At 67.1% G+C, this 22759-nt stretch carries 21 protein-coding genes; 16 read left to right on the forward strand and 5 right to left on the reverse strand.

Annotated features, from left to right (window positions below):
• Window positions 1-86: 86 nt before the first annotated feature.
• The 3 genes from V7Q48_RS13130 to rho all read left to right on the forward strand — a co-directional run bounded on the left by V7Q48_RS13130 (window position 87) and on the right by rho (window position 4429).
• Window positions 87-2237, forward strand: coding sequence for a prolyl oligopeptidase family serine peptidase (locus V7Q48_RS13130; protein ID WP_442947139.1), 2151 nt, complete (start codon window positions 87-89; stop codon window positions 2235-2237).
• A gap of 157 nt (window positions 2238-2394) precedes the next feature.
• A complete protein-coding gene (locus V7Q48_RS13135) occupies window positions 2395-2838 on the forward strand; it encodes a CopD family protein (protein ID WP_333838721.1) in 444 nt (147 codons plus the stop codon).
• Between the two features lie 334 nt (window positions 2839-3172).
• Entirely contained in the window at window positions 3173-4429 is a 1257-nt protein-coding gene (gene rho / locus V7Q48_RS13140; protein ID WP_333838688.1) for a transcription termination factor Rho, read from the forward strand.
• Window positions 4430-4551: 122 nt separating this feature from the next.
• On the opposite strand, the gene V7Q48_RS13145 is transcribed toward rho, so the two are convergent.
• Entirely contained in the window at window positions 4552-5250 is a 699-nt protein-coding gene (locus tag V7Q48_RS13145) for a dienelactone hydrolase family protein (protein ID WP_333838689.1), read from the reverse strand.
• 131 nt (window positions 5251-5381) lie between these two features.
• Between V7Q48_RS13145 and V7Q48_RS13150 the strand changes: the two genes are divergently transcribed.
• From V7Q48_RS13150 to V7Q48_RS13175, 6 genes are all read left to right on the forward strand, one after another.
• Window positions 5382-5651 (forward strand): DUF6489 family protein, encoded by a 270-nt coding sequence (locus tag V7Q48_RS13150; protein ID WP_333838690.1) that lies wholly within the window; start codon window positions 5382-5384, stop codon window positions 5649-5651.
• Between the two features lie 85 nt (window positions 5652-5736).
• A complete protein-coding gene (gene mnmE / locus V7Q48_RS13155) occupies window positions 5737-7041 on the forward strand; it encodes a tRNA uridine-5-carboxymethylaminomethyl(34) synthesis GTPase MnmE (RefSeq protein ID WP_333838691.1) in 1305 nt (434 codons plus the stop codon).
• 78 nt (window positions 7042-7119) lie between these two features.
• Complete coding sequence (gene mnmG, locus V7Q48_RS13160) at window positions 7120-8970, forward strand: tRNA uridine-5-carboxymethylaminomethyl(34) synthesis enzyme MnmG (protein WP_333838692.1); 1851 nt, start codon at window positions 7120-7122, stop codon at window positions 8968-8970.
• Window positions 8967-9662, forward strand: a complete 696-nt coding sequence (gene rsmG / locus V7Q48_RS13165) for a 16S rRNA (guanine(527)-N(7))-methyltransferase RsmG (protein ID WP_333838693.1) — start codon at window positions 8967-8969, stop codon at window positions 9660-9662. Before mnmG ends, rsmG begins: the two co-directional genes overlap by 4 nt.
• Window positions 9659-10435, forward strand: coding sequence for a ParA family protein (locus V7Q48_RS13170; RefSeq protein WP_333838694.1), 777 nt, complete (start codon window positions 9659-9661; stop codon window positions 10433-10435). Before rsmG ends, V7Q48_RS13170 begins: the two co-directional genes overlap by 4 nt.
• On the forward strand, window positions 10432-11427 hold the full coding sequence (locus V7Q48_RS13175; RefSeq protein WP_333838695.1) for a ParB/RepB/Spo0J family partition protein: 996 nt from the start codon (window positions 10432-10434) through the stop codon (window positions 11425-11427). Before V7Q48_RS13170 ends, V7Q48_RS13175 begins: the two co-directional genes overlap by 4 nt.
• A gap of 51 nt (window positions 11428-11478) precedes the next feature.
• Here the strand turns inward: V7Q48_RS13175 and V7Q48_RS13180 are convergent, their stop codons facing one another.
• On the reverse strand, window positions 11479-11958 hold the full coding sequence (locus V7Q48_RS13180) for a GAF domain-containing protein (protein WP_333838696.1): 480 nt from the start codon (window positions 11956-11958) through the stop codon (window positions 11479-11481).
• Window positions 11959-12028: 70 nt separating this feature from the next.
• Here V7Q48_RS13180 and V7Q48_RS13185 point away from each other — a divergent pair, with 70 nt between their 5' ends.
• Window positions 12029-13489, forward strand: a complete 1461-nt coding sequence (locus tag V7Q48_RS13185) for a PQQ-dependent sugar dehydrogenase (RefSeq protein WP_333838698.1) — start codon at window positions 12029-12031, stop codon at window positions 13487-13489.
• 169 nt (window positions 13490-13658) lie between these two features.
• On the opposite strand, the gene V7Q48_RS13190 is transcribed toward V7Q48_RS13185, so the two are convergent.
• A complete protein-coding gene (locus V7Q48_RS13190; protein WP_333838699.1) occupies window positions 13659-15182 on the reverse strand; it encodes a fumarate hydratase in 1524 nt (507 codons plus the stop codon).
• Between the two features lie 199 nt (window positions 15183-15381).
• Between V7Q48_RS13190 and V7Q48_RS13195 the strand changes: the two genes are divergently transcribed.
• Genes V7Q48_RS13195 through V7Q48_RS13210 form a run of 4 tightly spaced genes read left to right on the forward strand, consistent with a single transcriptional unit; the run spans window position 15382 to window position 18375 of the window.
• Window positions 15382-15981 (forward strand): protein-L-isoaspartate O-methyltransferase family protein, encoded by a 600-nt coding sequence (locus V7Q48_RS13195; protein WP_333838700.1) that lies wholly within the window; start codon window positions 15382-15384, stop codon window positions 15979-15981.
• A 5-nt stretch (window positions 15982-15986) separates the two neighbouring features.
• The gene (locus tag V7Q48_RS13200) at window positions 15987-17447 is read left to right on the forward strand and encodes a TolC family outer membrane protein (protein WP_333838701.1); all 1461 of its coding nucleotides are present in this window, start codon (window positions 15987-15989) and stop codon (window positions 17445-17447) included.
• Between the two features lie 41 nt (window positions 17448-17488).
• Window positions 17489-18004, forward strand: coding sequence for a DUF2497 domain-containing protein (locus V7Q48_RS13205; protein ID WP_333838703.1), 516 nt, complete (start codon window positions 17489-17491; stop codon window positions 18002-18004).
• Window positions 18001-18375, forward strand: coding sequence for a (2Fe-2S) ferredoxin domain-containing protein (locus V7Q48_RS13210; protein ID WP_333838705.1), 375 nt, complete (start codon window positions 18001-18003; stop codon window positions 18373-18375). The genes V7Q48_RS13205 and V7Q48_RS13210 overlap by 4 nt, the downstream gene beginning before the upstream one ends.
• A gap of 18 nt (window positions 18376-18393) precedes the next feature.
• Here the strand turns inward: V7Q48_RS13210 and V7Q48_RS13215 are convergent, their stop codons facing one another.
• Complete coding sequence (locus V7Q48_RS13215; protein ID WP_333838706.1) at window positions 18394-18687, reverse strand: hypothetical protein; 294 nt, start codon at window positions 18685-18687, stop codon at window positions 18394-18396.
• Between the two features lie 115 nt (window positions 18688-18802).
• On the opposite strand from V7Q48_RS13215, the gene V7Q48_RS13220 reads away from it, so the two are divergent.
• Window positions 18803-19234 (forward strand): CBS domain-containing protein, encoded by a 432-nt coding sequence (locus tag V7Q48_RS13220; protein ID WP_333838707.1) that lies wholly within the window; start codon window positions 18803-18805, stop codon window positions 19232-19234.
• A gap of 30 nt (window positions 19235-19264) precedes the next feature.
• Here the strand turns inward: V7Q48_RS13220 and polA are convergent, their stop codons facing one another.
• Window positions 19265-22099, reverse strand: a complete 2835-nt coding sequence (polA, locus tag V7Q48_RS13225) for a DNA polymerase I (RefSeq protein ID WP_333838708.1) — start codon at window positions 22097-22099, stop codon at window positions 19265-19267.
• A 321-nt stretch (window positions 22100-22420) separates the two neighbouring features.
• On the opposite strand from polA, the gene V7Q48_RS13230 reads away from it, so the two are divergent.
• Entirely contained in the window at window positions 22421-22618 is a 198-nt protein-coding gene (locus tag V7Q48_RS13230) for a hypothetical protein (protein ID WP_333838710.1), read from the forward strand.
• Window positions 22619-22759 lie beyond the last annotated feature (141 nt).

Raw genomic sequence — 22759 nt, forward strand, 5'->3', positions numbered from 1 at the left:
GCGCTGCCGTCTTCCGCGCCAGGGTGCGGGGAGCGGCAGCGTCATCAGCACTTGCGCGGGGCATGGGACAGGTTACCCATGCAACCATGAACACGCACAAGCTCACGCTCGCGGCGCTGGCGCTCGGTTGCGCGCCGGTCGCCTTCGCCCAATCGCCCACCACGCCCTCTGCTGCCACGTCCGCCACTGCCATGCCCGCCGCCAAGCTGGCCGCGGCGATGACGGCGCAGGATCTCGTCACCTTGCCGAGACTCGGCGCCATGGCGGTCTCGCCCGACGGGCGCCGCGTGGCCCACGTCCTCACCACCACCGACCCGCAAACCTACAAGCGCAGCACCGCGCTGTGGCTGCAGCCGCTCAGCGGTGGCAAGCCGGTCATGCTCGCCTGGCAGGGCAGCATCAGCGACCCCGCCTTCACGCCGGATGGCCGGTTGTGGTTCCTCTCCGACAAGGGAGGCGAGAGTGGCGGCGGGACTGCGCAGGTCTGGTCGGTAACGCCGGGCGCGCAAGGTGAGGCCGGGACGCCGGTGCAGGTCACCGCGTTCAAGGCCGAGGTTGCCGGCTTCAAGGTTTCGCCCGATGGCAGGCGCCTGGCGGTGTGGGGCGATCTTCCCGATGCCTGCACGACCTTTGGCGGCTGCGCGGGCGGGGATACCGCTCTGACCGGTCCCGGTAGCGGTCGGCTCTATCGCGACGGCGCCGGCTTCGTGCGCCACTGGGACCAATGGGAAACGCCCGGCGTCCACAGCCGCGTTTTCGCCTTCTCGCTCAACGTGGGGAAGGCCGACGAGGCCAGTGGCCGTGCGCTCGATGGTGGTCAAGTGGGCGACACGCCGTCCAAGCCCTTCGGCGATGGCAGCGAAGTGGCCTGGAGTGCTGACTCCAGCGCTGTCGTCATGGCGCGCCGCGTCGCCGATCGTGACGAGCCGCGCTCGACCAACCTCGACCTGTGGTGGGCGCCGGTCGATGGCAGCGCACCGCGCAACCTGACCGCCGACAACAAGGCGACCGACACCATGCCCGCGGTCTCCCCCGACGGGCGCTGGCTGGCCTGGGCAGCGATGGCGCGCCCCGGTTATGAAAGCGATCGCCTGGTTGTCCAGCTGATGGACCTCAGGACCGGACAGCACCGCGCCCTGACGCAAGGCTGGGATCGCTCGGTCACCTCGCTCGCCTTCACCCCCGACAGCAAGGCGCTGATCGCCACAGCCGAGGACGTGCTCGACACCCCCGCATTCCGCATCGACCTGACAAGCGGGAAGGCGACGCGCCTGGCGTTCAATCCGGCGCGCGAGGGCAATGTCGGGCAGATCGTGCCGCTCAAGGGCGGGGCCTTCGTGCTCAAGCGCGACAGCCTCGACGCGCCGGCCGAGATCTACCTCGGCAAGCCGGGGCGGGCGGCGCGCCGCCTCACCGACGTCGCGGCCAGCGCCATGGCGGCGAAGGCGCCGATCGCGGTGCAGCGGTTCTCGTTCGCCGGGGCCAATGGCGATACGGTCTGGGGCCAGATCCTCAAGCCTGCGGGCAGCACCGGCAAGCTGCCGACCGTGCTGCTGGTCCACGGCGGCCCGCAGGGCTCGTTCAACGACAGCTGGTCCAACCGCTGGAACCCCAAGCTCTGGGCAAGCCAGGGCTATGCCGCGATCACGATCGATTTCCACGGCTCGACCGGGTACGGCCAGGGCTTCGTCGATGCGATCAACAACGACTGGGGCGGCAAGCCGCTCGAGGACCTGCAAAAGGGCATGGCGGCGGCCGCCATCAAGGACGGCGCAGTCGATCCCGCCAATGCCTGCGCCGCCGGTGCCAGCTATGGCGGGTACATGATGAACTGGATCGAGGGGCGCTGGCCGCAAGGGTTCAAGTGCATCGTCCAGCACGACGGCGTCTTCGATGCGCGCGCCATGGCTTACGAGACCGACGAGCTGTGGTTCGACGAATGGGAGCACGGCGGCCATCCTTACTACGAGGACCCGGCCGCGTTCGAGAAGTGGAACCCGGTGAACCACGTCGACCAGTGGCGCACGCCGATGCTGGTGATGACCAGCGAGAAGGATTTCCGCATCCCCTATACCCAGGGGCTGGCCGCCTTCACTGCGCTCCAGCGCCGCGCCGTGCCTTCGGAACTGCTGGTCTTCCCCGACGAGAACCACTGGGTGCTCAAGCCGAAGAATTCGCTGCAGTGGCATGCGACGGTGTTCGACTGGCTGGCCCGCTGGCTCAAACCGGCGCGCTAAGCCCGGATACCCGATGAGCCGACTTGCCGATGGCGCGTTTTCGCGTCATCGGGGGACGACACGATTGGCGAAAGGCCAAGAACCGCAAGGACGTGGCCGACCGGCGTGACAGCTGGAACGCGGCGGGCCTTGCGGCCTCAGGCGCTGGATGACCCTCATGCTTCAGGTGCTCGCGATGATCTATCTCTGGCTCAAGGCCGGCCACGTAATATTCGTGATATTCTGGATGGCGGGGCTGTTCATGCTTCCGCGCCTGTTCGTCTATCATCAGGAAACGCCGGTCAATTCGCCGGAAAACGCGGTGTGGATCGACCGCGAGCGCAAGCTGATGAAGATCATCATGGCGCCCTCGGTGGCTGTCGTGTGGATCCTCGGGCTGGCCATGGCGATCTCGGGCGGCTGGTTCACGCAAGGCTGGCTGCATGCCAAGCTGCTGCTCGTCGTCGCGCTGACCGGTTATCACATCTGGCTTGCCCGCTATCATCGTGCGCTGGCCAAGGGCGAGCGCCGGCTGACCGGCAAGCAACTGCGCCTGATCAACGAAGTGCCGGGCATTGCGGGCGCGTTGATCGTGATAATGGTGATCGTGAAGCCGTTCTGAGCCTGGTTTCGGGCTGAGTGCTTTGGCGCCCTTCGACAGGCTCAGGGCGAACGGTGGGGAGGGGGCTGGAATTGAACCGGCCCCTGTAGGCCATGGCAGCTCCGGTCCATCGCGCCATCTTGTCTTGCCTCCGTTCGCCCTGAGCTTGTCGAAGGGCCCCTCAGGCAAGCACCCCACCCCGTCACATCCCGCATTGACGTAAGGACGGCGCAGGCATATCGCTGGCCTCGTCCGGCACATCGTCGCGCGTCATCCGCGTGACCGGGTCTGCTTTCTCCAAGCCCTTCGGCCCGCCGGCCATTTCCAGCACACTGTCCGCTGACGGAACACAACGATGCATCTTAAAGAACTCAAGAAGAAAACCCCCGCCGAGCTGGTCGAAATGGCCGAAGAGCTGGGCGTCGAGGGCGCAAGCACCATGCGCCGCCAAGACCTCATGTTCGCCATTCTCAAGGAAGTGGCGGAAGACGGCGAGGAAATCCTTGGCATCGGCACGATCGAAGTGCTGCCCGACGGCTTCGGCTTCCTGCGCAGCCCCGAGGCGAATTATCTCGCCGGCCCGGACGACATCTATGTGTCGCCCAACCAGGTCCGCAAGTGGGGTCTGCGCACCGGCGACACCGTCGAGGGCGAGATTCGCGCCCCCAAGGACGGCGAGCGCTACTTTGCCATCACCCGGCTGATGAAGGTCAACTTCGACGATCCGGAGGCCGTGCGCCACCGCGTCAACTTCGACAACCTGACGCCGCTTTACCCCAACGAGCGCCTCAAGCTCGACACGCTCGACCCGACGGTGAAGGACAAGTCGGCGCGCGTGATCGACCTCGTCAGCCCGCAGGGCAAGGGCCAGCGCGCCCTGATCGTGGCACCGCCGCGCACCGGCAAGACCGTGCTGCTGCAGAACATGGCCAAGGCGATCACCGACAATCACCCGGAAGTGTTCCTGCTGGTGCTGCTGGTCGACGAGCGTCCGGAAGAAGTCACCGACATGCAGCGCTCGGTGAAGGGCGAAGTGATCTCCTCGACCTTCGACGAACCCGCCTCGCGCCACGTCCAGGTTGCCGAGATGGTCATCGAGAAGGCCAAGCGCCTCGTCGAGCACAAGCGCGACGTCGTGATCCTGCTCGACTCGATCACTCGCCTCGGCCGTGCCTACAACACCGTGGTGCCCTCGTCGGGCAAGGTGTTGACCGGCGGTGTCGACGCCAATGCCCTGCAGCGCCCCAAGCGCTTCTTCGGTGCAGCGCGCAACATCGAGGAAGGCGGCTCGCTCTCGATCATCGCTACCGCGCTGATCGACACCGGCAGCCGCATGGACGAAGTCATCTTTGAAGAGTTCAAGGGCACCGGTAACTCGGAAATCGTCCTTGACCGCAAGGTGGCCGACAAGCGCATCTTCCCGGCGCTCGACGTCGGCAAGAGCGGCACCCGCAAGGAAGAGCTGCTCGTGCCGCGCGACCAGCTTGGCAAGATGTGGGTCCTGCGCCGCATCCTCATGCAGATGGGCACCGTCGACGCGATGGAATTCCTCCTCGACAAGATGAAGGATTCTAAAACCAACGAAGACTTCTTCGCGACGATGAACCAGTAAGCCGCGAGCGATCGCGAGAACGACAAAGGGCGGCATCCTGCGATGCCGCCCTTTTCTTACGCGCCGTGGCGAGCTTGTTTCACGTGAAACATCGCCACGCTGACGCCTTCGGCCTGACCGTATCAGCCAAGGGCCGACGCGAGGAAATCGCGCGTCCGCCGGTCGGCGAGTTGAGCGCCATCCTCATTGCGGCGATTGCCCATCTCGGCGGCGAAGCCATGGTCGAGACCCGGATAGTCGAACAACGTGACCTTGGGATGCGCATCGAGCGCCGCGTGGATCTTGGCCTGGGCTTCGGGCGAGACCAGATGGTCCTGCTCGGGAATGTGCAGGACGAGGGGATTGGCGATCGCCTTGGCTTCATCGAGTTTCGTGTCGATGCCGGCGCCATAGTAACCGACAGAAGCGTCGATGTCGGTTCGCGTTGCCGCCATATAGGCCATGAGCCCACCCAGGCAGAAGCCGACAAGGCCAACCTTCTCCGCGCCGTGCTCGCTGCGCAGCACCTTGATCGCGGCTTCGATGTCCTGAACGCCGAGGTTCGGATCGTACTGCTGATAGTACCCGAAGGCTTCCTGCATCTGCTCGGGCACATCGGGGTCGAGTTCGACGCCGGGTGCAAACCGCCAGAAGATATCCGGGGCAAGGGCGATATAGCCGAGGTCTGCCCAGGCTTCGCACTTGCGCCGGATACCCTCGTTGACGCCGAAGATTTCGGGGATGACGATGATCGCGGCCTTCGACGGCTGCTCGGGCTTTGCCACGTAGGCGGGAATCGTGCTGTCGTGATCCAGGCTGGGGAAGCTCGTCATGGAGCCCATGGCGTTGGTCCTTTCTAGGCGGGGGTTGGTCCAAATCAGATGGTCGCGCGGGACATTGGCTGCGACCATGGACTTTGCCAAGCGCGCATGACAGTTTGCCCGACAAGGCACCCCATGGGAGAGACAAGACCATGAAAGTGAATGTCGAAATCGAGTGCAGCCCGGAGGAGGCCCGGCGCTTCCTTGGCTTGCCCGACGTATCGCGTGCCAATGATGTCTACGTCGATACCATCGCCAAGGCGATGCAGGGCGTCAGCAATGTCGACCAGCTGCAGGGCTATGCCAAGCAGCTCGCGCCAATGGGCGAGATGGGCCTCAAGCTGTTCCAGCAATTCATGGAGCAGGGCGCAGGCGCCGCAATGGCAGGCTTCAAGGCGGGCATGAGCGGCGAGAAGAAGTAGCGCCATCGGGTTCACCGTCATGGCGCACCCCGGACTGGCCGATGATCTCCGCGACACGTGGCGGACCATCGGCTAAGGGCAGGGCATGACTGTCGATACGATCTTCGCCCTGAGTTCGGGTGCGCCCCCGGCTGGGATTGCCGTCATCCGCATCAGCGGTCCAGGTGCCCGCATCGCTCTCGAGCAGCTGTGTGGCCAGGTGCCCGCACCGCGCCGCGCCAGTTTCCGCCAGCTTGCGGACCCGCAGGACGGGACGCCGCTCGATGCGACCATGGTCCTGTGGTTGCCCGGCCCAGGGACCGCGACGGGCGAGGATAGTGCCGAGCTTCATTTGCATGGGGGCAGGGCGGTCGTTGCGGCAGTGGAAGCCGCGCTGGCCCGCTTGCCCGGGCTGCGGCGGGCAGAGCCCGGCGAGTTCACCCGCCGTGCTTTTGCCAATGGGCGCATCGACCTGAACGAGGCGGAGGGTCTCGCCGATTTGCTGACGGCCGAGACCGAACTGCAGCGCCGCAGCGCGCTGGCCATGGCCGAGGGCGCCTTGTCACGCGCCGTGGAGTCGTGGCGCAGCGAGGTGCTTTCACTGGGTGCAAAGCTCGAGGCTGCTCTCGATTTCGCGGACGAGGACGACGTGGATGACGTGGCTGCCATGCCGGACGGCTTTGCGGCCGAGGTCGGTGCATTGGCCCATACCATCGGAACTTGGCTGGACCGCCCTCGGGCCGAACCACTCCGCGAAGGGTTCCGCGTGGTGCTGGCGGGGCCACCGAATGCCGGAAAGTCGACGCTGTTCAACGCGCTGGTCGAGCAGGACGCTGCGATTACCGCGGCTGAGCCGGGGACGACACGGGACGTATTGACCCAGAGCATCGCGATTGCCGGGGTGCCTTTTACCTTCGCCGATACGGCCGGCTTGCGCGACGAGGGCGCGGGGGAGATCGAACGGATCGGCATCGCCAGGGCACGGGCGGAGGCCGAGCGGGCTGACCTCATCCTGTGGTTGGGGCCCGAAGGGCAGGGGCCGACAGGGCACACGGTTGACCTGTGGGAGATATCGGCAAGGTCCGATGATCCGGATGCCGCTCATAAGCAGCACGCCCGCTATCGCCTGTCGGCCATGACAGGAGAAGGGCTTGAGGCGCTGCGCGCCGATCTGGTGGACCATGCGCGCCAGAGCCTGCCGGCGCCAGGGCAGGCGGCGCTCAACGAACGCCAGCATCGTCTGTTGTCGGCGCTGCGCGAGGCGCTGGTGACGGCACAGGATGACATCGATCCGCTGCTGGCCGCGGAGAGTCTTCGTTTGGCGCGGCGTGCGCTCGATGGTCTGGCGGGGCGGGCGGGCACCGAAGACATGCTCGATGCGCTGTTTGGTCGGTTCTGCATCGGCAAGTAGTCGCAGAACTGCGCCGCCCGCCGTGTTTCACGTGAAACACGCTTTGACCGGATCGCCGGGTCAGGATAGGGCGGGGCCATGCATTCCTTCGACATCATCGTTGTCGGCGGCGGTCACGCCGGCGTCGAGGCGGCTTGCGTGGCGGCCCGCATGGGCGCGCGCACCGCGCTGGTCAGTTTCGATCCCGACAAAATCGGCGCCATGAGCTGCAACCCTGCCATCGGTGGGCTGGGGAAGGGGCATCTCGTGCGCGAGGTCGATGCCTTCGATGGCGTCATCGGCCGGGCCGCCGATGCCGGCGCCATTCACTATCGCATGCTCAACCGTTCGAAGGGCAGCGCGGTGCAGGGGCCGCGCGTGCAGGCGGATCGCAAGCGGTTCAAGGCAGCCGTGCAGACCGTCGTCATGGGGCAGCAGGGCTTGACGGTCATCGGCGGCGAGGCCGCGGCCCTGCAGATGACCGGCGGCCGGGTCACCGGAGTTACGCTGGCTGACGGTTCGGCAATCGAGGCGGGGGCGGTGGTCCTGTGCACCGGGACGTTCCTCGGCGCGCGTCTCTTCCGGGGCGAGGAGCGCATGGAGGGGGGCCGCATCGGCGAGGACGCGGCGCACCGCTTGGCGGCCCAACTGCGCGACGCGGCGCTGCCCATGGCCCGGCTCAAGACCGGGACTCCGCCGCGCCTCAATGGACGGACCATCGACTGGGCGCGACTGGAGGAACAGCCGAGCGACCAAGACCCGTGGACGATGTCGCCCCTGAGTGCGGGGCGCCCGCTGCCGCAGGTGTTCTGCGCAATCAGCCGGACGAACGAGGCAACGCACGATATCATCCGATCCGGGCTGGACCGGTCGCCGCTGTTCACCGGGGCGATCGGTGCCAAGGGGCCGCGCTATTGCCCGTCGATCGAGGACAAGATTCACCGCTTCGCCGATCGGGACAGCCATCAGGTCTTCCTCGAACCCGAAGGGCTGGACGATCACCTCGTCTATCCGAACGGCCTCTCGACCTCGCTTCCCGCCGATGTGCAAGTAGCGATGATGCGCTCGATGGAAGGGCTGGAGCAGGTCGAGATCGTGGTGCCCGGCTACGCGGTCGAGTACGATCACATCGATCCGCGCGCCCTTCGTCCGAGCCTCGAAGTGCGGGCCCTGCCCGGGCTCTACTTTGCCGGTCAGATCAATGGCACGACCGGTTACGAGGAAGCGGCCGCCCAAGGCCTCGTCGCCGGAATGCATGCGGCCGCGGCCGTGCTCGGGACGGCACCAGCGCCGCTCGATCGCGGATCGAGTTACATGGCGGTGATGATCGACGACCTGACCCTGCACGGCGTGAGCGAACCCTATCGCATGCTGACGGCGCGCGCCGAGTATCGCCTGCGCCTGCGCGCCAACAATGCCTCGACCCGGCTAACCCCGCTAGCCTTGGCGGCCGGTTGCGTGGGTCCGGAACGGGCCGCATGGTTTGCGCGTCGGCAGGATCGACGGGTCGCGCTCGAACAGGCGCTGACGCAAGCGGTCACCCCGGCAGACATGACGAGGGCAGGGCTATCCGTGAGGGGCGACGGGATACGTCGTAGCTTGATGGAGTGGTTGCGCTTCCCTGAGGTCGCCTTGGCCGACCTGTCGCCATGGATTGGCGATGCGTTGCCGGACGACCCTTTGCTTGTGGAAGAAGTCGAGGAAGACGCCGCCTATGCGCCTTACCTCGCGCGGCAGGAAGCTGAACTGCGCGACTTGCGAGCGAACGAGACCGTGCCGCTCGGCGATGACTTTCCCTATGGGCAGGTACCGGGTCTGTCGGCCGAAATGGTCGAGCGGCTGACGGCGGCGCGGCCTGCGACCCTTGCGGCGGCTGGACGCCTGGCGGGGATCACCCCGGCGGCGATGGCCAGCCTCCTCGTCCACGCGCGCCGGAGACTGGCAGCATGACCGCAATTATCGACAACGAAGCGGCCGCGCAGGCGTGGTTGCGAGATAAGCTTGGGGCGACCGACGCCGATATGGGCCGTCTTGAACAGCTGGTAGACCTGTTGGTCGCCGAGAACGAACGGCAGAACTTGATCGCGCGCGGGACCATCCCGATGATCTGGCAACGCCATATTGTCGACAGCGCACAGCTCCTGGATGTTCCACGTGAAACAATCCCATCAGGCGCTTGGCTTGATCTCGGGACGGGGGCCGGGTTCCCGGGTCTGATCGTCGCGGCGTTGCAACCCAACCGTGCTGTGACACTGGTCGATTCGCGGCGACTCAGAACGGAATGGCTCCAGCATGCAGCCGATGCGGTGGGCTTGGCCAACGTCAAGGTTGTCTTGTCGCGCGTCGAGGATCTTGCCAATTTGCAGTATGCAGTAATTTCTGCACGGGCATTTGCGCCGCTCGACAAGCTGCTTTCGATTTCTGCGCGTTTTTCCACACCCGATACGCTATGGCTGCTGCCCAAGGGGGCGAAGGCGGCGCACGAATTGGCTATACTGCCCAAGACTTGGCAGCACATGTTTCACGTGGAACAATCGCTGACCGATCCCGATGCCGGCATCATCGCTGGCCGATTGCTGGGGGGATATCCCCCGAAGCCCGGGCAAAACGCCGGTGCCGTCCAAAGAGGGTCTCGTCGATGATTACCATCGCCATTGCGAATCAAAAGGGCGGCGTGGGCAAGACCACCACTGCCATCAACATCGCCACCGCGCTTGCGGCGACAGGCTGGAAAGTGCTGCTGGTCGACCTCGACCCGCAAGGCAATGCCTCGACAGGAATCGGGCTGAACGCTGCGGACCGCGGCCGGTCTTCCTACGATCTGCTGATCGACGGGGCAGGGGTGGCGGAGTGTGCCGTTCCGACCCGCATCCCCGGTCTGGATATCATCCCGGCGACGGTCGACCTCTCGGGCGCCGAAGTCGAACTGGTCAGCGTCGACGATCGCACCGGCCGCCTGCGCGCTGCGCTATCGGCTGACAAGGTTCACGAGATCTGCCTGATCGATTGCCCGCCGTCGCTGGGCCTGCTGACGCTCAATGCCCTGAGCGCTGCCGACAGTCTGATGGTGCCGCTGCAGTGCGAGTTCTTCGCCCTCGAAGGTCTCAGCCAGTTGCTGCAGACGGTTGAGCGCGTGCAGGAGCGGTTCAATCCCGATCTCGGCATCATCGGCATCGTCCTGACGATGTACGACCGGCGCAACCGCCTGACCGACCAGGTCGCCGACGACGTGCGTTCGTGCCTGCGCGACCTCGTGTTCGAGGCGGTGATTCCGCGCAACGTCCGCTTGTCCGAAGCGCCGAGCCACGGGTTGCCAGCGCTGATCTACGACCACGCCTGCACCGGATCGCAGGCCTACATGAAACTTGCGCGCGAACTGATTGCGCGCCTGCCCGAACGAAGGAAAGCGGCATGAGCGGCGACGAAGGCGTCAAGACGGCAACCCCGAAGCGGGCTGCCCTGGGGCGCGGCCTCGGCGCGCTGCTGGGCGAGACGCGGCGCGAGGAAGCGCTGTCGCGGCCCAAGGCGGCCTCTGTCGGAGCCGACGGTGCCAGCCTGGTCGATGCTGGCACTGCTGGCGCCGGCACTCCGGGCGGCCGGCCGACGACGGGTGTGGCGTTGCTGTCGGTATCGGACATCGAGCCGCATCCCGAGCAGCCGCGTCGCCATTTCGACGAAGAAGCGCTCGACGAGCTGGCGCAATCCATCGCCGCGCGCGGGGTGATCCAGCCCGTGATCGTGCGCCCGATGGCGGGGGGACGGTATCAGCTGGTCGCCGGCGAACGCCGTTGGCGCGCCGCCCAGCGTGCGCGGGTTCACGAGATTCCCGCGATCGTGCGCGATCTCAGCGAGCGTGACGTCACTGCGCTCGCCTTAATCGAGAACCTCCAGCGCGAAGACCTCAACCCGGTCGAAGAAGCGCGGGCCTACCAGCGCCTTGCCGATACCGAGGGGCTGACTCAACAGGAGATCGCCCGCTTCGTCGACAAGTCGCGCAGCCACGTCGCCAACATGATGCGCCTGCTGGTCCTGCCCGACGCCGTGCTCGACATGGTCCAGCGCGAAGAGCTGACCATGGGCCATGCCCGCGCACTCGCCGTGGTGCCCGAGCCGCTCGCCCTCGCGCAGGAAATCGTCGGCAAGGGGCTGTCGGTGCGAGACGCCGAGCGCCTGGCCAAGCGGGCCACGCGCCCGGAGAGCGCGCCGCGCCGCGTGGCCCGGGCCGAGCGTGATCCCGCCAGCGCGGCGGACATCGCGGCCGTCCAGGCGCATGTCGAGGAATTCCTCGGCCTCAAGGTCGTGATTCACACCGATGCCGACCCGCGCAGTGGCACGGTCGAGATCCGCTACAAGACGCTCGACCAGCTTGACCTGATCTGCCAGCGGTTGACCGGCGGCGCGATCTGACGCCGCCGTTTTTCAATAATTGAAACAATGGTTTGACAGGAAGCCGGCGCGTCAGATCGCGTCGGCGATCACCGCGGCCAGCGCTTCGATGCCCAGCGCGTCGGCCTCGTCGAAGCGGCCGACCGTCGGGCTGTCGAGGTCGATTACCGCGATCACCTGGCCGTGGCGGATCACTGGCACGACGAGTTCGGACGCGCTCGCCGCGTCGCAGGCGATGTGGCCGGGAAAGGCATGGACATCGCGCACCAGCTGGGTCTGGCGCGAGGCTGCCGCGGCGCCGCACACGCCTTCGCCCAGCGCGATGCGGATGCAGGCAGGCTTGCCGATGAATGGCCCAAGCACGAGCCCGCCGTCGACTATGCGGTAGAAGCCGGTCCAGTTGCAGTCCGGCAGGGCGATCGCCAGCAGCGCGGCCAGGTTGGCCATGTTGGCAACGGGGTCCGGCTCGCCCGCGATCAGCCCGCGTGCAGCGGACGCCAGATCGGCATAGAGGGTGGGCTTGTCGGCGGGATCGAAGCTGAAATCGTACATGCGTCTTGCCTAGCGTATTTGCGCAAGGCTGTCATTGCAGCGACGCGCATGGCGGCCTAGTTTGGCGGCCATGAGCACATTCAAGAAGTTCCTCATCGCCCTTGCGCTGCTGCTGGTCGTCATCGCCGCCTTCATGGCCTGGGCGATCCGGGGCCCTGCCGCGCAATACACCACCGACGAGACCTCAGGGCCGCATCCCAAGATGGCGGAGCCGTCCTCCCAGCTGCTGCCCTCGGTCGGCATTGCCAAGCCGATCGGGTGGCAGGCGGGTGAGGGGCCCCAAGCTACCCAGGGCCTGGTCGTCACGCGCTTTGCCGAAGGGCTCGATCATCCGCGCACGATGACCATCCTGCCCAACGGCGACGTGCTGACCGCCGAGACCAATGCGCCGGCCGGGCCGCGCGGGGGGGGCGGGATCACCGGTTTCGTCGCCGGCCTGCTGTTCAAGTCGGCCGGGGCGGGCGAGGCATCGCCCAACAAGATCGTGGTGCTGCGCGACGCCGACGGTAGCGGCAAGGCGAAGCAGCGCTTCGTGATGGAGAACCCCGCGCTCAACTCGCCGTTCGGCATGGTCTGGCGCGAAGGGCGGCTCTACGTCGCCAACACCGATGGCGTGGTGTGGTGGCCGTTCCAGCCCGGTCAGACGACGCTGACCGGCAAGCCGACCAAGCTGATGGACCTGCCGGGTGGCGGCATGCACTGGGCTCGCAACCTCGCGCTGAGCCCCGATGGCAACCGCCTCTATGTCTCGATCGGGTCGGCGTCCAACATCGCCGAGAACGGCCTTGAGGCGGAGAACGGCCGCGCCGCGATCTTCGAGTTCGACTTCGTCAAGCACGCGGTGCGCGAGTTCGCCAATGGCATGCGCAATCCCAACGGCATGGACTTCAACCCGCACACCGGCGAGCTGTGGGCCGTGGTCAACGAGCGCGACATGCTCGGGCCCGATCTGGTGCCCGACTACCTTACCAACGTGCCGCTCGGCGCGCAGTATGGCTGGCCCTGGGCCTACTGGAAGACCAACATCGACTGGCGCGTGCAGCTGCCGATGCCCGAATACATGATGGAATACGTGCGCAAGCCCGAATACGGCCTGGGCGCCCATGTCGCGCCGCTGGGCCTGGCCTTTGCGCGCGGCGGCAACACCATGGGCACGCGCTTTGCCGGTGGTGCCTTCGTCGCCCGTCACGGCTCGTGGAATCGGCGCCCGCTGGCGGGCTATGACGTCGTGTTCGTGCGCTTCGACGATCGCGGCAATGTGCTGCCTGCGCCGCCGGTGCCGGTGCTGACCGGCTTCCTCAACGGCGAGGGCAAGGCCCATGGCCGCCCGACCTGGGTGGCCTTCGCCAAGGATGGCGCGCTGCTGGTCAGCGACGATGTCGGCGGGGTGATCTGGCGCGTGACCGCACCGGGCGCCAAGCCGGCCGAAGCGATCGCGCAGATCGCCGACCGCCCGCTGCCGCCCAAGCCGCCGATGGGCACGATCCGCATCCAGCAGGACCCGGATTCGGTGCTCAACAAGCAACAGTAAAGAGTGAAGGAGGGGGGGGGCCGGGCCTCGCCCCTCCGTCAGGCCTATCGGCCTGCCACCTCCCCATCGGGGATGGGGAGGATCTTGTTGGTCCTCCCTGCCGCGAGGCGGGGGAGGGGGACCGCCGCGAAGCGGTGGTGGAGGGGCCGATGACCCCTCCGTGCCGTCATCAGGCCGGCAGCAGGCCTTCCTCGGCAATCTTCTTCTTCCATACCAGCGGGGCGATCTGGTGGACGTTCTGGCCTTCGCTGTCGACGGCGACGGTAACCGGCATGTCCTCGACGGTGAATTCGTAGATCGCCTCCATGCCGAGATCCTCGAACCCGACGACCTTGGCTTCCTTGATCGCGCGCGCGACGAGGTAGGCGGCGCCGCCCACGGCCATCAGGTAGGCCGACTTGTGGTTGGCGATCGACTGGGTCGCCGCCGGGCCGCGCTCGGCCTTGCCGACGCAGGCCAGCAGGCCCTTGTCGAGCATCATGTCCATGAACTTGTCCATGCGCGTCGCGGTCGTCGGGCCGGCGGGGCCGACCACTTCGTCACGCACCGGATCGACCGGGCCGACGTAGTAGATCACGCGTCCCTTGAACTCGACCGGCAGTTCCTCGCCCTTGGCGAGCATGTCCTGGATGCGCTTGTGCGCGGCGTCGCGCCCGGTGAGCATGCGGCCATTGAGCAGCAGGCGATCGCCCTGCTTCCAGCCCTGGACCTCTTGCGCCGTCAGCGTGTCGAGGTTGACGCGCTTGGCCGCCGCGTCGGGCGCCCAGTGGACCTGCGGCCATTCGTCGAGCTTGGGGCGCTCGAGATAGCTCGGCCCGCTGCCGTCGAGGGTGAAGTGCGCATGGCGCGTGGCGGCGCAGTTGGGGATCATCGCGACCGGCTTGCCTGCGGCATGGCACGGCGCGTCCATGATCTTGACGTCGAGAATGGTCGAGAGGCCGCCGAGGCCCTGTGCGCCGATGCCCAGGGCATTGACCTTGTCGAAGATCTCGATGCGCAGGCGCTCGATATCGGTCTGGGCGCCGCGCTGCTTGAGCTGGGCCATGTCGATCGGCTCCATCAGCGCCTTCTTGGCCAGCAGCACGCAGTGCTCGGCGGTGCCGCCGATGCCGATGCCGAGCATCCCCGGCGGGCACCAGCCGGCGCCCATTTGCGGCAGCATTTCCAGCACCCAGTCGACGATCGAGTCGCTGGGGTTCATCATCTTGAACTTGGACTTGTTCTCGCTGCCGCCGCCCTTGGCCGCGACGTCGACGGTCACCTTGTTGCCCTTGACCATCTCGACGTGGAGCACGCAGGGCGTGTTGTCGCGCGTGTTGCGGCGGGTGAAGGCCGGGTCGGCCAGCACCGAGGCGCGCAGCTTGTTGTCGGCGTTGAGGTAGGCGCGGCGCACACCCTCGTCGACCACGTCCTGCAGCGACAGGTCGGATTCGAGGCGGCAGTCCTGGCCCCATTCGATGAAGACGTTGACGATGCCGGTGTCCTGGCAGATCGGGCGGTGGCCCTCGGCACACATCCGGCTGTTGGTCAGGATCTGCGCGATCGCGTCCTTGGCGGCGGGGCCCTGTTCGGCCTCGTAGGCGTCACCCAGCGCGCGGATGTAGTCCATCGGGTGAAAGTAGCTGATGTATTGCAGCGCGTCGGCCACGCTCTCGACCAGATCCGCTTCCCGGATCGTCACCATATCCGCCATCGCAATCGTGCTCCTGCTCCAGCAATGTGCCCCAGCCCTTAGGCGCCCCATGACAATCTGCCAACGCCGTCCGTGCGCCGACAGACGTCATGCAAGACGCTTGGCGGCGCGCGGGCAATATTCTAGAGACGCCAAATCCCCTTGCGCGTGCACTTGCGAAGACTTGGCGCGCATCCCGACAGCACGATGAGGAATAGCGATGAGCGTGGCACTTGCTGAGGCAGCCGAGACCGGAATGGCACCGGCACGCAAGGCGATGATCGACAGCCAGCTGCGTGTCAGCGGCGTCAACGATCCCGCCCTCCTGGGTGCCTTCGCCAGCGTTCCGCGCGAAGACTTCGTGCCCGCCGACCGCCGCGCGCTGGCCTATGTCGACCGCGCGGTGCCGCTGGGCGACGGCACCGTGCTTGCCCCGGCGCTGACGCACGGCCAGATGCTGACAGCCGCGGCCCCGCTGGCCGGTGAACGCGCGCTCGTCGTCGGCAAGCCCGGCGAATACCTCGGTGCGCTGCTGCGCCAGCTCGGCCTGATCGTGACACAGGCGACGCCGGCGGACGATCTGTCCGGCCTCGGCTGTTTCGCGCTGGTGCTGGTCGATGGCGCGATCGAGGTCGTGCCGCCGGCGCTGGCCGCGACCGTCGATGCCGATGGCCGCCTCGTCACCGGGCTGGTCGAGCGTGGCGTGACGCGTCTCGCGATCGGTCGCAAGGTTGCGGGCACGCTGGCGCTGACCGCGCTGGGCGACGCCGATTTCGCCGTCCTTCCCGAATTTGCCGCCCCCAAGAGCTGGAGCTTCTGAAACCCATGACGCCGGCCAGGCTGCGCGGGGTGGTTGCCGGGCTGTGCCTGGCCGGATTGCCCGCATTCGGCATTCCATCGGCGATGGCGGACGACCTTCGGACCGCGCTGACCTCGGCCTACACCACCAACCCCGATCTCCAGGCCGCGCGGGCCCAGCTGCGCGCGATCGACGAGAACGTGCCGCTGACGCGGGCGCAGGCCCTGCCGTCGCTGTCGGGCAGCGTGAACTACAACGAATATGTCGACAAGGGCGGCAGTTCGTTCTCGACCTCGTATCCCGATCGCGTGCTGGGCGTGAATGCCACCGCGGGCCTGCCGCTCTATCGCGGCGGCGCGGTCAAGAACGGGCTGCGCGCGGCGGAAACCCGGGTCGAGGCCGGCCGTGCCTCGCTGCGCGGCACCGAGTCCAGCGTGTTTACCAGCTCGGTCGGCGCCTACATGGACGTGATCCGCGATGCCGCGATCGTCGGCTTGCAGAAGAACAACGTCCAGGTCCTCGAGGTCAACCTCCAGGCGACCAGCGACCGCTTCGAGATCGGTGACGTCACCCGCACCGACGTCGCGCAATCGCGTTCGCGCCTGGCCCTGGCGCGCGCCGGGTTGCGGTCGGCGGAGGCCAACCTCGTCGCCAGCCGCGAAGCCTATGTGCGGATCATCGGCCATGCCCCCGGCACGCTGGAGAACCCGCCCGCGCTGGCCGGCATGCCGGCAACGGTCGACGATGCGGTCGATTATGCGCTCGACAACAATCCCGACCTGCAGGCCGCGCGCGAGGCCAGCAAGGCCGCGGGCTTCGACGTCAAGGTTGCCGGCGCCAGCCGGCTGCCCACCGTTTCGGCGAGCGCCACGTCGAGCAGCACCAACTACCTCAGCAGCTTCAATCCCGGCATTCCCAATTCGTCGCGCAACATGGTCGCGGGCGTGACCGCCTCGATCCCGCTGTTCCAGGGCGGGGCACCGGCGGCCCGCGTGCGGCAGGCGCAGGCCAGCCAGAGCGTGACGCTCGAGCAGGAGATCGGCACCGAGCGTGCGGTGATCGCCACGGTGCGCTCCGCCTGGTCGGCCTGGCTCGCCGCCAAGGAAGTGATCGCGCTCAACCAGACCGCCGTGGACGCCGCCGCGCTCAGCCTCGAGGGCGTGCGCGCTGAAAACACCGTGGGCAATCGCACGATCCTCAACATCCTCGATGCCGAGCAGGAACTGCTCAATGCGCAGGTCCAGCTGGTGACGGCGCAGCGCAACGAATATGTCGCCGGGTTCGCGCTGCTGTCGGCGATGGGCCGGGCGCAGGCCAAGGACCTCGGCCTCGACGGCGGCGCGCTGTACGATCCGGTGGCCAATTACGAGCGCGTCCACCATCGCATCTGGGACTGGGACAGCGACCCCACGCCCGTCGCGCGTTCGACCCCGACGGTTGACACGCCTGCGCAGGATGCGACAATCCCCGACCAGCCCCTGCCCTGAGCGGGACTCGGGCGGCACGAACAGGCAGGAAACGGGGCAACATGCGTCAGGCGGGCGAACCTTCGGTCGAGGACATCCTCGAATCGATCAAGAAAGTCATCGCGCGCGATGCACGGCCCGATGTCGCGCCGCGTGCGCCGATGTCGGCTGCCGATGCTGCCGCCGCCATCGCCCCGGCGCTGGCCAGCGGCCCGGCGGTGACGATGAAGCCTGCGCAGCCCGACGTGCTCGACCTCACCGAAGTTGCCGCGCAGATCATGAACGAGGCGCGCCGCGGGACTGCGGCACCCTGCGCCGGCGCGCAGGACGAGGACGGCGACTCGCTGCTCCCGCCCGAAACCACCGAATCGATGCGCGATTCGCTGGCGGCACTTGCCATGCTGGCGCAACCCGGCGCGCAGCCGCAGATCGTGCGCTCGGGCGAAACCTCGCTTGAGGGCATGGTGCGCGACATGCTGCGCCCGATGCTGGCCGATTGGCTTGAGCGTAACCTGCCCGGGATGGTCGAGAAGATGGTCGCTGCAGAGATCGCGCGCATCGCCGGGAAACGCGGTTGAGCAAGCTCGACAAGGCCATCGCCGAGGCGGAAGGCGTCGTCGCCAAGCTCGGCGGCTTTGCGCCCCAGCGGCACATCTTCCTCTGCGCCGATTCCGACAAGGACAAGTGCTGCCCCAAGAAGGAAAGCGACGCTGCCTGGTCGTTCCTCAAGAAGCGACTGGGCGAGTTGAAGCTGGGCGGCTCGAAGGGCGTGCTGCGCAGCAAGGTCGGCTGCCTGCGCGTCTGCGCGGCCGGGCCGGTGGCGGTCGTCTATCCCGAGGGCGTGTGGTATCACTCGTGCTCACCCGCGGTGCTTGAGCGCATCATCCAGGAGCATGTGATCGGCGGCGTGCCGGTCGAGGACTACCGGCTTCATCCGCCGGCGGGCTGATCGGCCCGCAACGCCATCTCATTCCCAGTGCGAGCTGTCGAGCCGGTCCTCGATGCTCTCGTCGTGGCCGGTGCCGCTCGATAGGAACACCAGCCCCATCAGCGCGGCCATCAGCATCATGGTCAGCGCGACGCCCAGCGAGGCGGCGATGTAGAGGTGGATCGAGACGAAGCCGAACTGCCAGTAGAGCCAGCCGTCGACCGCCAGCACGGTGAGCAGCGTTGCCAGTCCCATCCAGCGCAGCAGCCAGCGATAGCGCGCCCAGGCGTGCGCGGCATTGTCAGGATCGTCGAGCGGCGAATGACCGGCCATGGCAATTCCTCTTCCGGCAGCACTCGTATCGCAAGGCTCTTGCCGCGCAACCGGAACGTGGCATGATCGGGGCGGAGGCGGGACCATCTGCCCCAAGGGGAAGAGGAGCCTGATGATGACCATTGCGCGCTTGCTGGCCGGTCGCTCCGGCGAAGTGTGGTCGTGCCACGCGGAAGACACCGTGGCCGACGCGGTTGAAATTCTCTCGACACGGCACATCGGTGCCTTGCCGGTGCGTGACGGTACCAGCGCCGTGGCCGGCATCCTGTCGGAACGCGACGTGGTCCATGCGCTCAAGGCCCATGGCGAGGACGCGCTGCGCCTGCCGGTGCGCGCGGTGATGACCGCACCCGTGGTAACGGTCAGCCCCGAGACCTCGATCATGGAAGCCCTGGCGCTGATGACCCGCCGCCGCTTCCGCCACCTGCCGGTGCTCGATCAGGGCACGATGACCGGGTTCATCTCGATCGGCGACCTGGTGAAATACCGGATCGACCGGATCGAGGCCGAGGCGGACGCGATGCGGGTCTACATCCAGTCCGCCTGAGCCTCGGCTACCCGGCCTCAGGTAAACCGATCAGTGCGCCGCGCCCCAGCTGGGGCCGGTGCCGATCTCGACGCCCAGCGGCACGGTCAGCTCCACCGCCGGTGCCGCAGCCCCCGCCATCACCGCGCGGATGACCTCGCTGGCGGCGGGGACGTCTTCCTCGGGCAGTTCGAACACCAGTTCGTCGTGCACCTGCAGCAGCATGCGCACGCGCGGCAGGCCGGCCTGGGCCAGTGCGGGCAGCATCCGCGCCATCGCACGCTTGATGATGTCGGCGCTGGTGCCCTGGATTGGCGCGTTGATCGCCGCGCGCTCGCTGCCCTGGCGTTCGGCCTGCGCGCCCGAGGTGATGCGTGGGAACCAGGTCTTGCGGCCGAACAGCGTCTCCGAATAGCCCTTGGTGCGCACGCTCTCGAGCGTCTCGTGGATGTAGCGCTGGATTCCGGGGAAACGCTCGAAATAGCGGTCGATCATCGCCTGCGCTTCGTCGGCGCTGGTGCCCAGCCGCTGCGCCAGGCCCCAGCGGCTGATACCGTAGAGGATGGCGAAGTTGATGGTCTTGGCCCGGCCGCGCGTATCGCGGTTGACCTCGCCGAACAGCTCCTGCGCGGTGCGGGCATGAATGTCCTGCCCCTCGGCGAAGGCCTCGCGCAGGGCAGGCACATCGGCGATGTGCGCCGCAAGGCGCAGCTCGATCTGCGAATAGTCGGCCGCGAGCAGTACATGGCCCGGCTCGGCGACGAAGGCCTCGCGGATCTGGCGGCCGATCTCGGTGCGGATCGGAATGTTCTGGAGGTTGGGATCGTTCGACGACAGGCGCCCGGTCTGCGCGCCGACCAGGCTGTAGCTGGTGTGGACGCGGCCGGTCTCGGGATTGATCGCAGCCTGCAGCGCATCGGTATACGTGCTCTTGAGCTTGGACAGCTGGCGCCATTCGAGCACCAGCGTCGCCACTTCGGCCCCCTGGCCGGCAAGCGTTTCCAGAACCGACTGGTCGGTCGAATACTGGCCGCTCTTGCCCTTCTTGCCGCCCTTGTAGCCGAGCTTGTCGAACAGGACGTCACCCAGCTGCTTGGGGCTGCCGATGGTGAAGGGCCCGCCGGCCTTCTCGTGGATCACCCCTTCGAGCCGCGCGATGTCGGCGGCGAAGCGGGTGGAGAGATCGGCCAGCTGCTGGCGATCGACGCGGATGCCGTTACGCTCCATCTGTGCGACCACCGGCACCAGTGGGCGGTCGACGCGCTCGTAGATACGCGTGCCGCCCTCGTCGGACAGGCGCGGGGCGAACAGCTGGTGCAGGCGCCAGGTGACGTCGGCGTCCTCGGCCGCATAGCGCGTGGCGTCTGCCAGCGGCACCTCGGCGAACGAGATCGCCTTCTTGCCGCTGCCGCAGACGTCCTTGAACAGCATGGTCTGGTGCGACAGGTGGCGGCTGGCGAGTTCGTCCATGCCATGCCCGGCAAGCCCGGTGTCGCTGCGCCCGGCATCGAGGCAGAAGCTCATGACCATGGTGTCGTCGATCGGCGCCACCGCGATGCCGTGGCGCGCCAGGATCGTGAGGTCGTACTTCACATTCTGCCCGACCTTGAGCACCGCCTCGCTTTCCAGCAGCGGCTTGAGCGCGGCCAAAGCCGCCTCGCGCGGGATCTGCACCGGTGCCTCGGCGAACATGTCGGCCCCGCGATGGCCAAGCGGGATGTAGCACGCCTGATTCGGCCCCGTGGCGAGGCTGACGCCGACGAGATCGGCACGCATCGAATCGAGGGCGGAAGTCTCGGTGTCGATCGCAACGATCCGGGCGGCATAGGCGCGCGCGATCCACGCCTCGAGCGCCTCCATCGTCTGGACGCACGGATAGAGGTCGCGATCGATCGAGGGCCATTCGGGCAGCGGCTGGCGCGTCGAATCGATCGGCGCCACCACCGGCTCCATACCGGGGGCAGGGGCGATCGAGCCGGTGCCGGCGGTCGGCGCGGCGGCGCTGCCGAGCTTGCGCAGCAGGCTGGTGAAGCCGTGCGTCGACAGGAAGGCGGCCAGCGGATCGGGCGGGATCGGGCCGAGCGTGAAATCCTCCAGCGGGATCGGCAGCGCGCAATCTTCCTTGAGCGCGACGAGCTGGCGCGAGAGGCGGGCCATGTCGGCCTGCTCGATCAGGCTTTCGCGCAGCTTGCTGGCCTTCATGCCGGGCGCGGCGGCCAGCGCCGCCTCCAGCCCGCCATGCTCCTGAATCAGCTTGGTCGCGGTCTTGGGGCCGATGCCGCGGATGCCGGGGACATTGTCCACCGCATCGCCCATCAGCGCCAGCACGTCGCCGACCAGCTCTGGCGCGACGCCGAACTTCTCGACCACCTCGGGGATGCCGATGCGCTGGTTCTTCATCGTGTCGAGCATGTCGACGCAGCCGCCGCCCTGCGCGCAGGTGCCGACCAGCTGCATCAGGTCCTTGTCCGACGAGACGATGGTCACGTCCCAGCCCTTGGCCGTGGCGGCACGGGCGTAGGAAGCGATGAGGTCGTCGGCCTCGAGGTCGTCTTCCTCGATGCAGGCCAGGCTGAAGGCGCGCGTCGCGTCGCGGATCAGCGGGAACTGCGGCTTGAGGTCCTCGGGCGGCGGGGGCCGGTTGGCCTTGTACTGGTCGTAGAGCGTGTTGCGGAAGGTGATCGAGCTCTTGTCGAGAATCACCGCCAGATGCGTCGGTCCATCGGCCTTGTGCAGGTCCTCGGCCAGCTTCCACAGCATGGTGGTGTAGCCATAGACCGCGCCCACCGGCACCCCTTGCGGGTTGGTGAGCGGGGGAAGGCGATGATAGGCACGGAAAATGTAGGCCGAGCCATCGACGAGATAGAGGTGATTGCGGGAATCCATGGGCTGGCTGTACCGCGTTGGTCCGTGCGGGGAAAGGCCGACGGGCGCGCGCCCTGGCACTGAAATCCATGTGCAAGTGCGAAAGATCGTATCGTGCGTTAAACGGAACGTCCCGCGCAAAGGGCGCTTCGGCGCAGGGTCGCTCGCGCAAAAAAGCCTTGCCGCTAAGGGCGATAGCGACGGCCCGTCGCAATACCGTCGTCTTGTGCTTGCAAGCCGATGAATTGCCGATTAATTGGGACGTCGAAGTCTACCGTGGGAGTAGGCTTTGCGGCGGGTTTTTGCCCGGCGCGGTTCACTTCAATCCAGGGATTGTAACGCATGCGCAAGCTCATCCTCGCCGCTGTCGCCGGCACCGCCTTCGCCCTCGCCGGCTGCTCGGAAAAGCCGGCTGAAACCGCCACTGAAGCTGCTAGCGAAGCTGCTGACGCTTCGGCCGACGCTTCGGCTGCTGCTGCCGACGCCAGCGCCTCGGCTTCGGAAGCCGCCGCTGACGCGAGCGCTGCCGCCAAGATGTAATTCTTGCCCGCAAGGGCAGGTTACAGGCAAAGGGGCGTGGCCATCGGCTGCGCCCCTTTTCGCATGTGCGGCGTTTTCGTCGACGCGCATGCTGCGATGCGGTAATCGGCGTGTGTAGGATCCTCCCCACGCGTGGGGAGG

It is taken from the genome of Novosphingobium sp., assembly GCF_036803765.1.
GTDB lineage: Bacteria > Pseudomonadota > Alphaproteobacteria > Sphingomonadales > Sphingomonadaceae > Novosphingobium.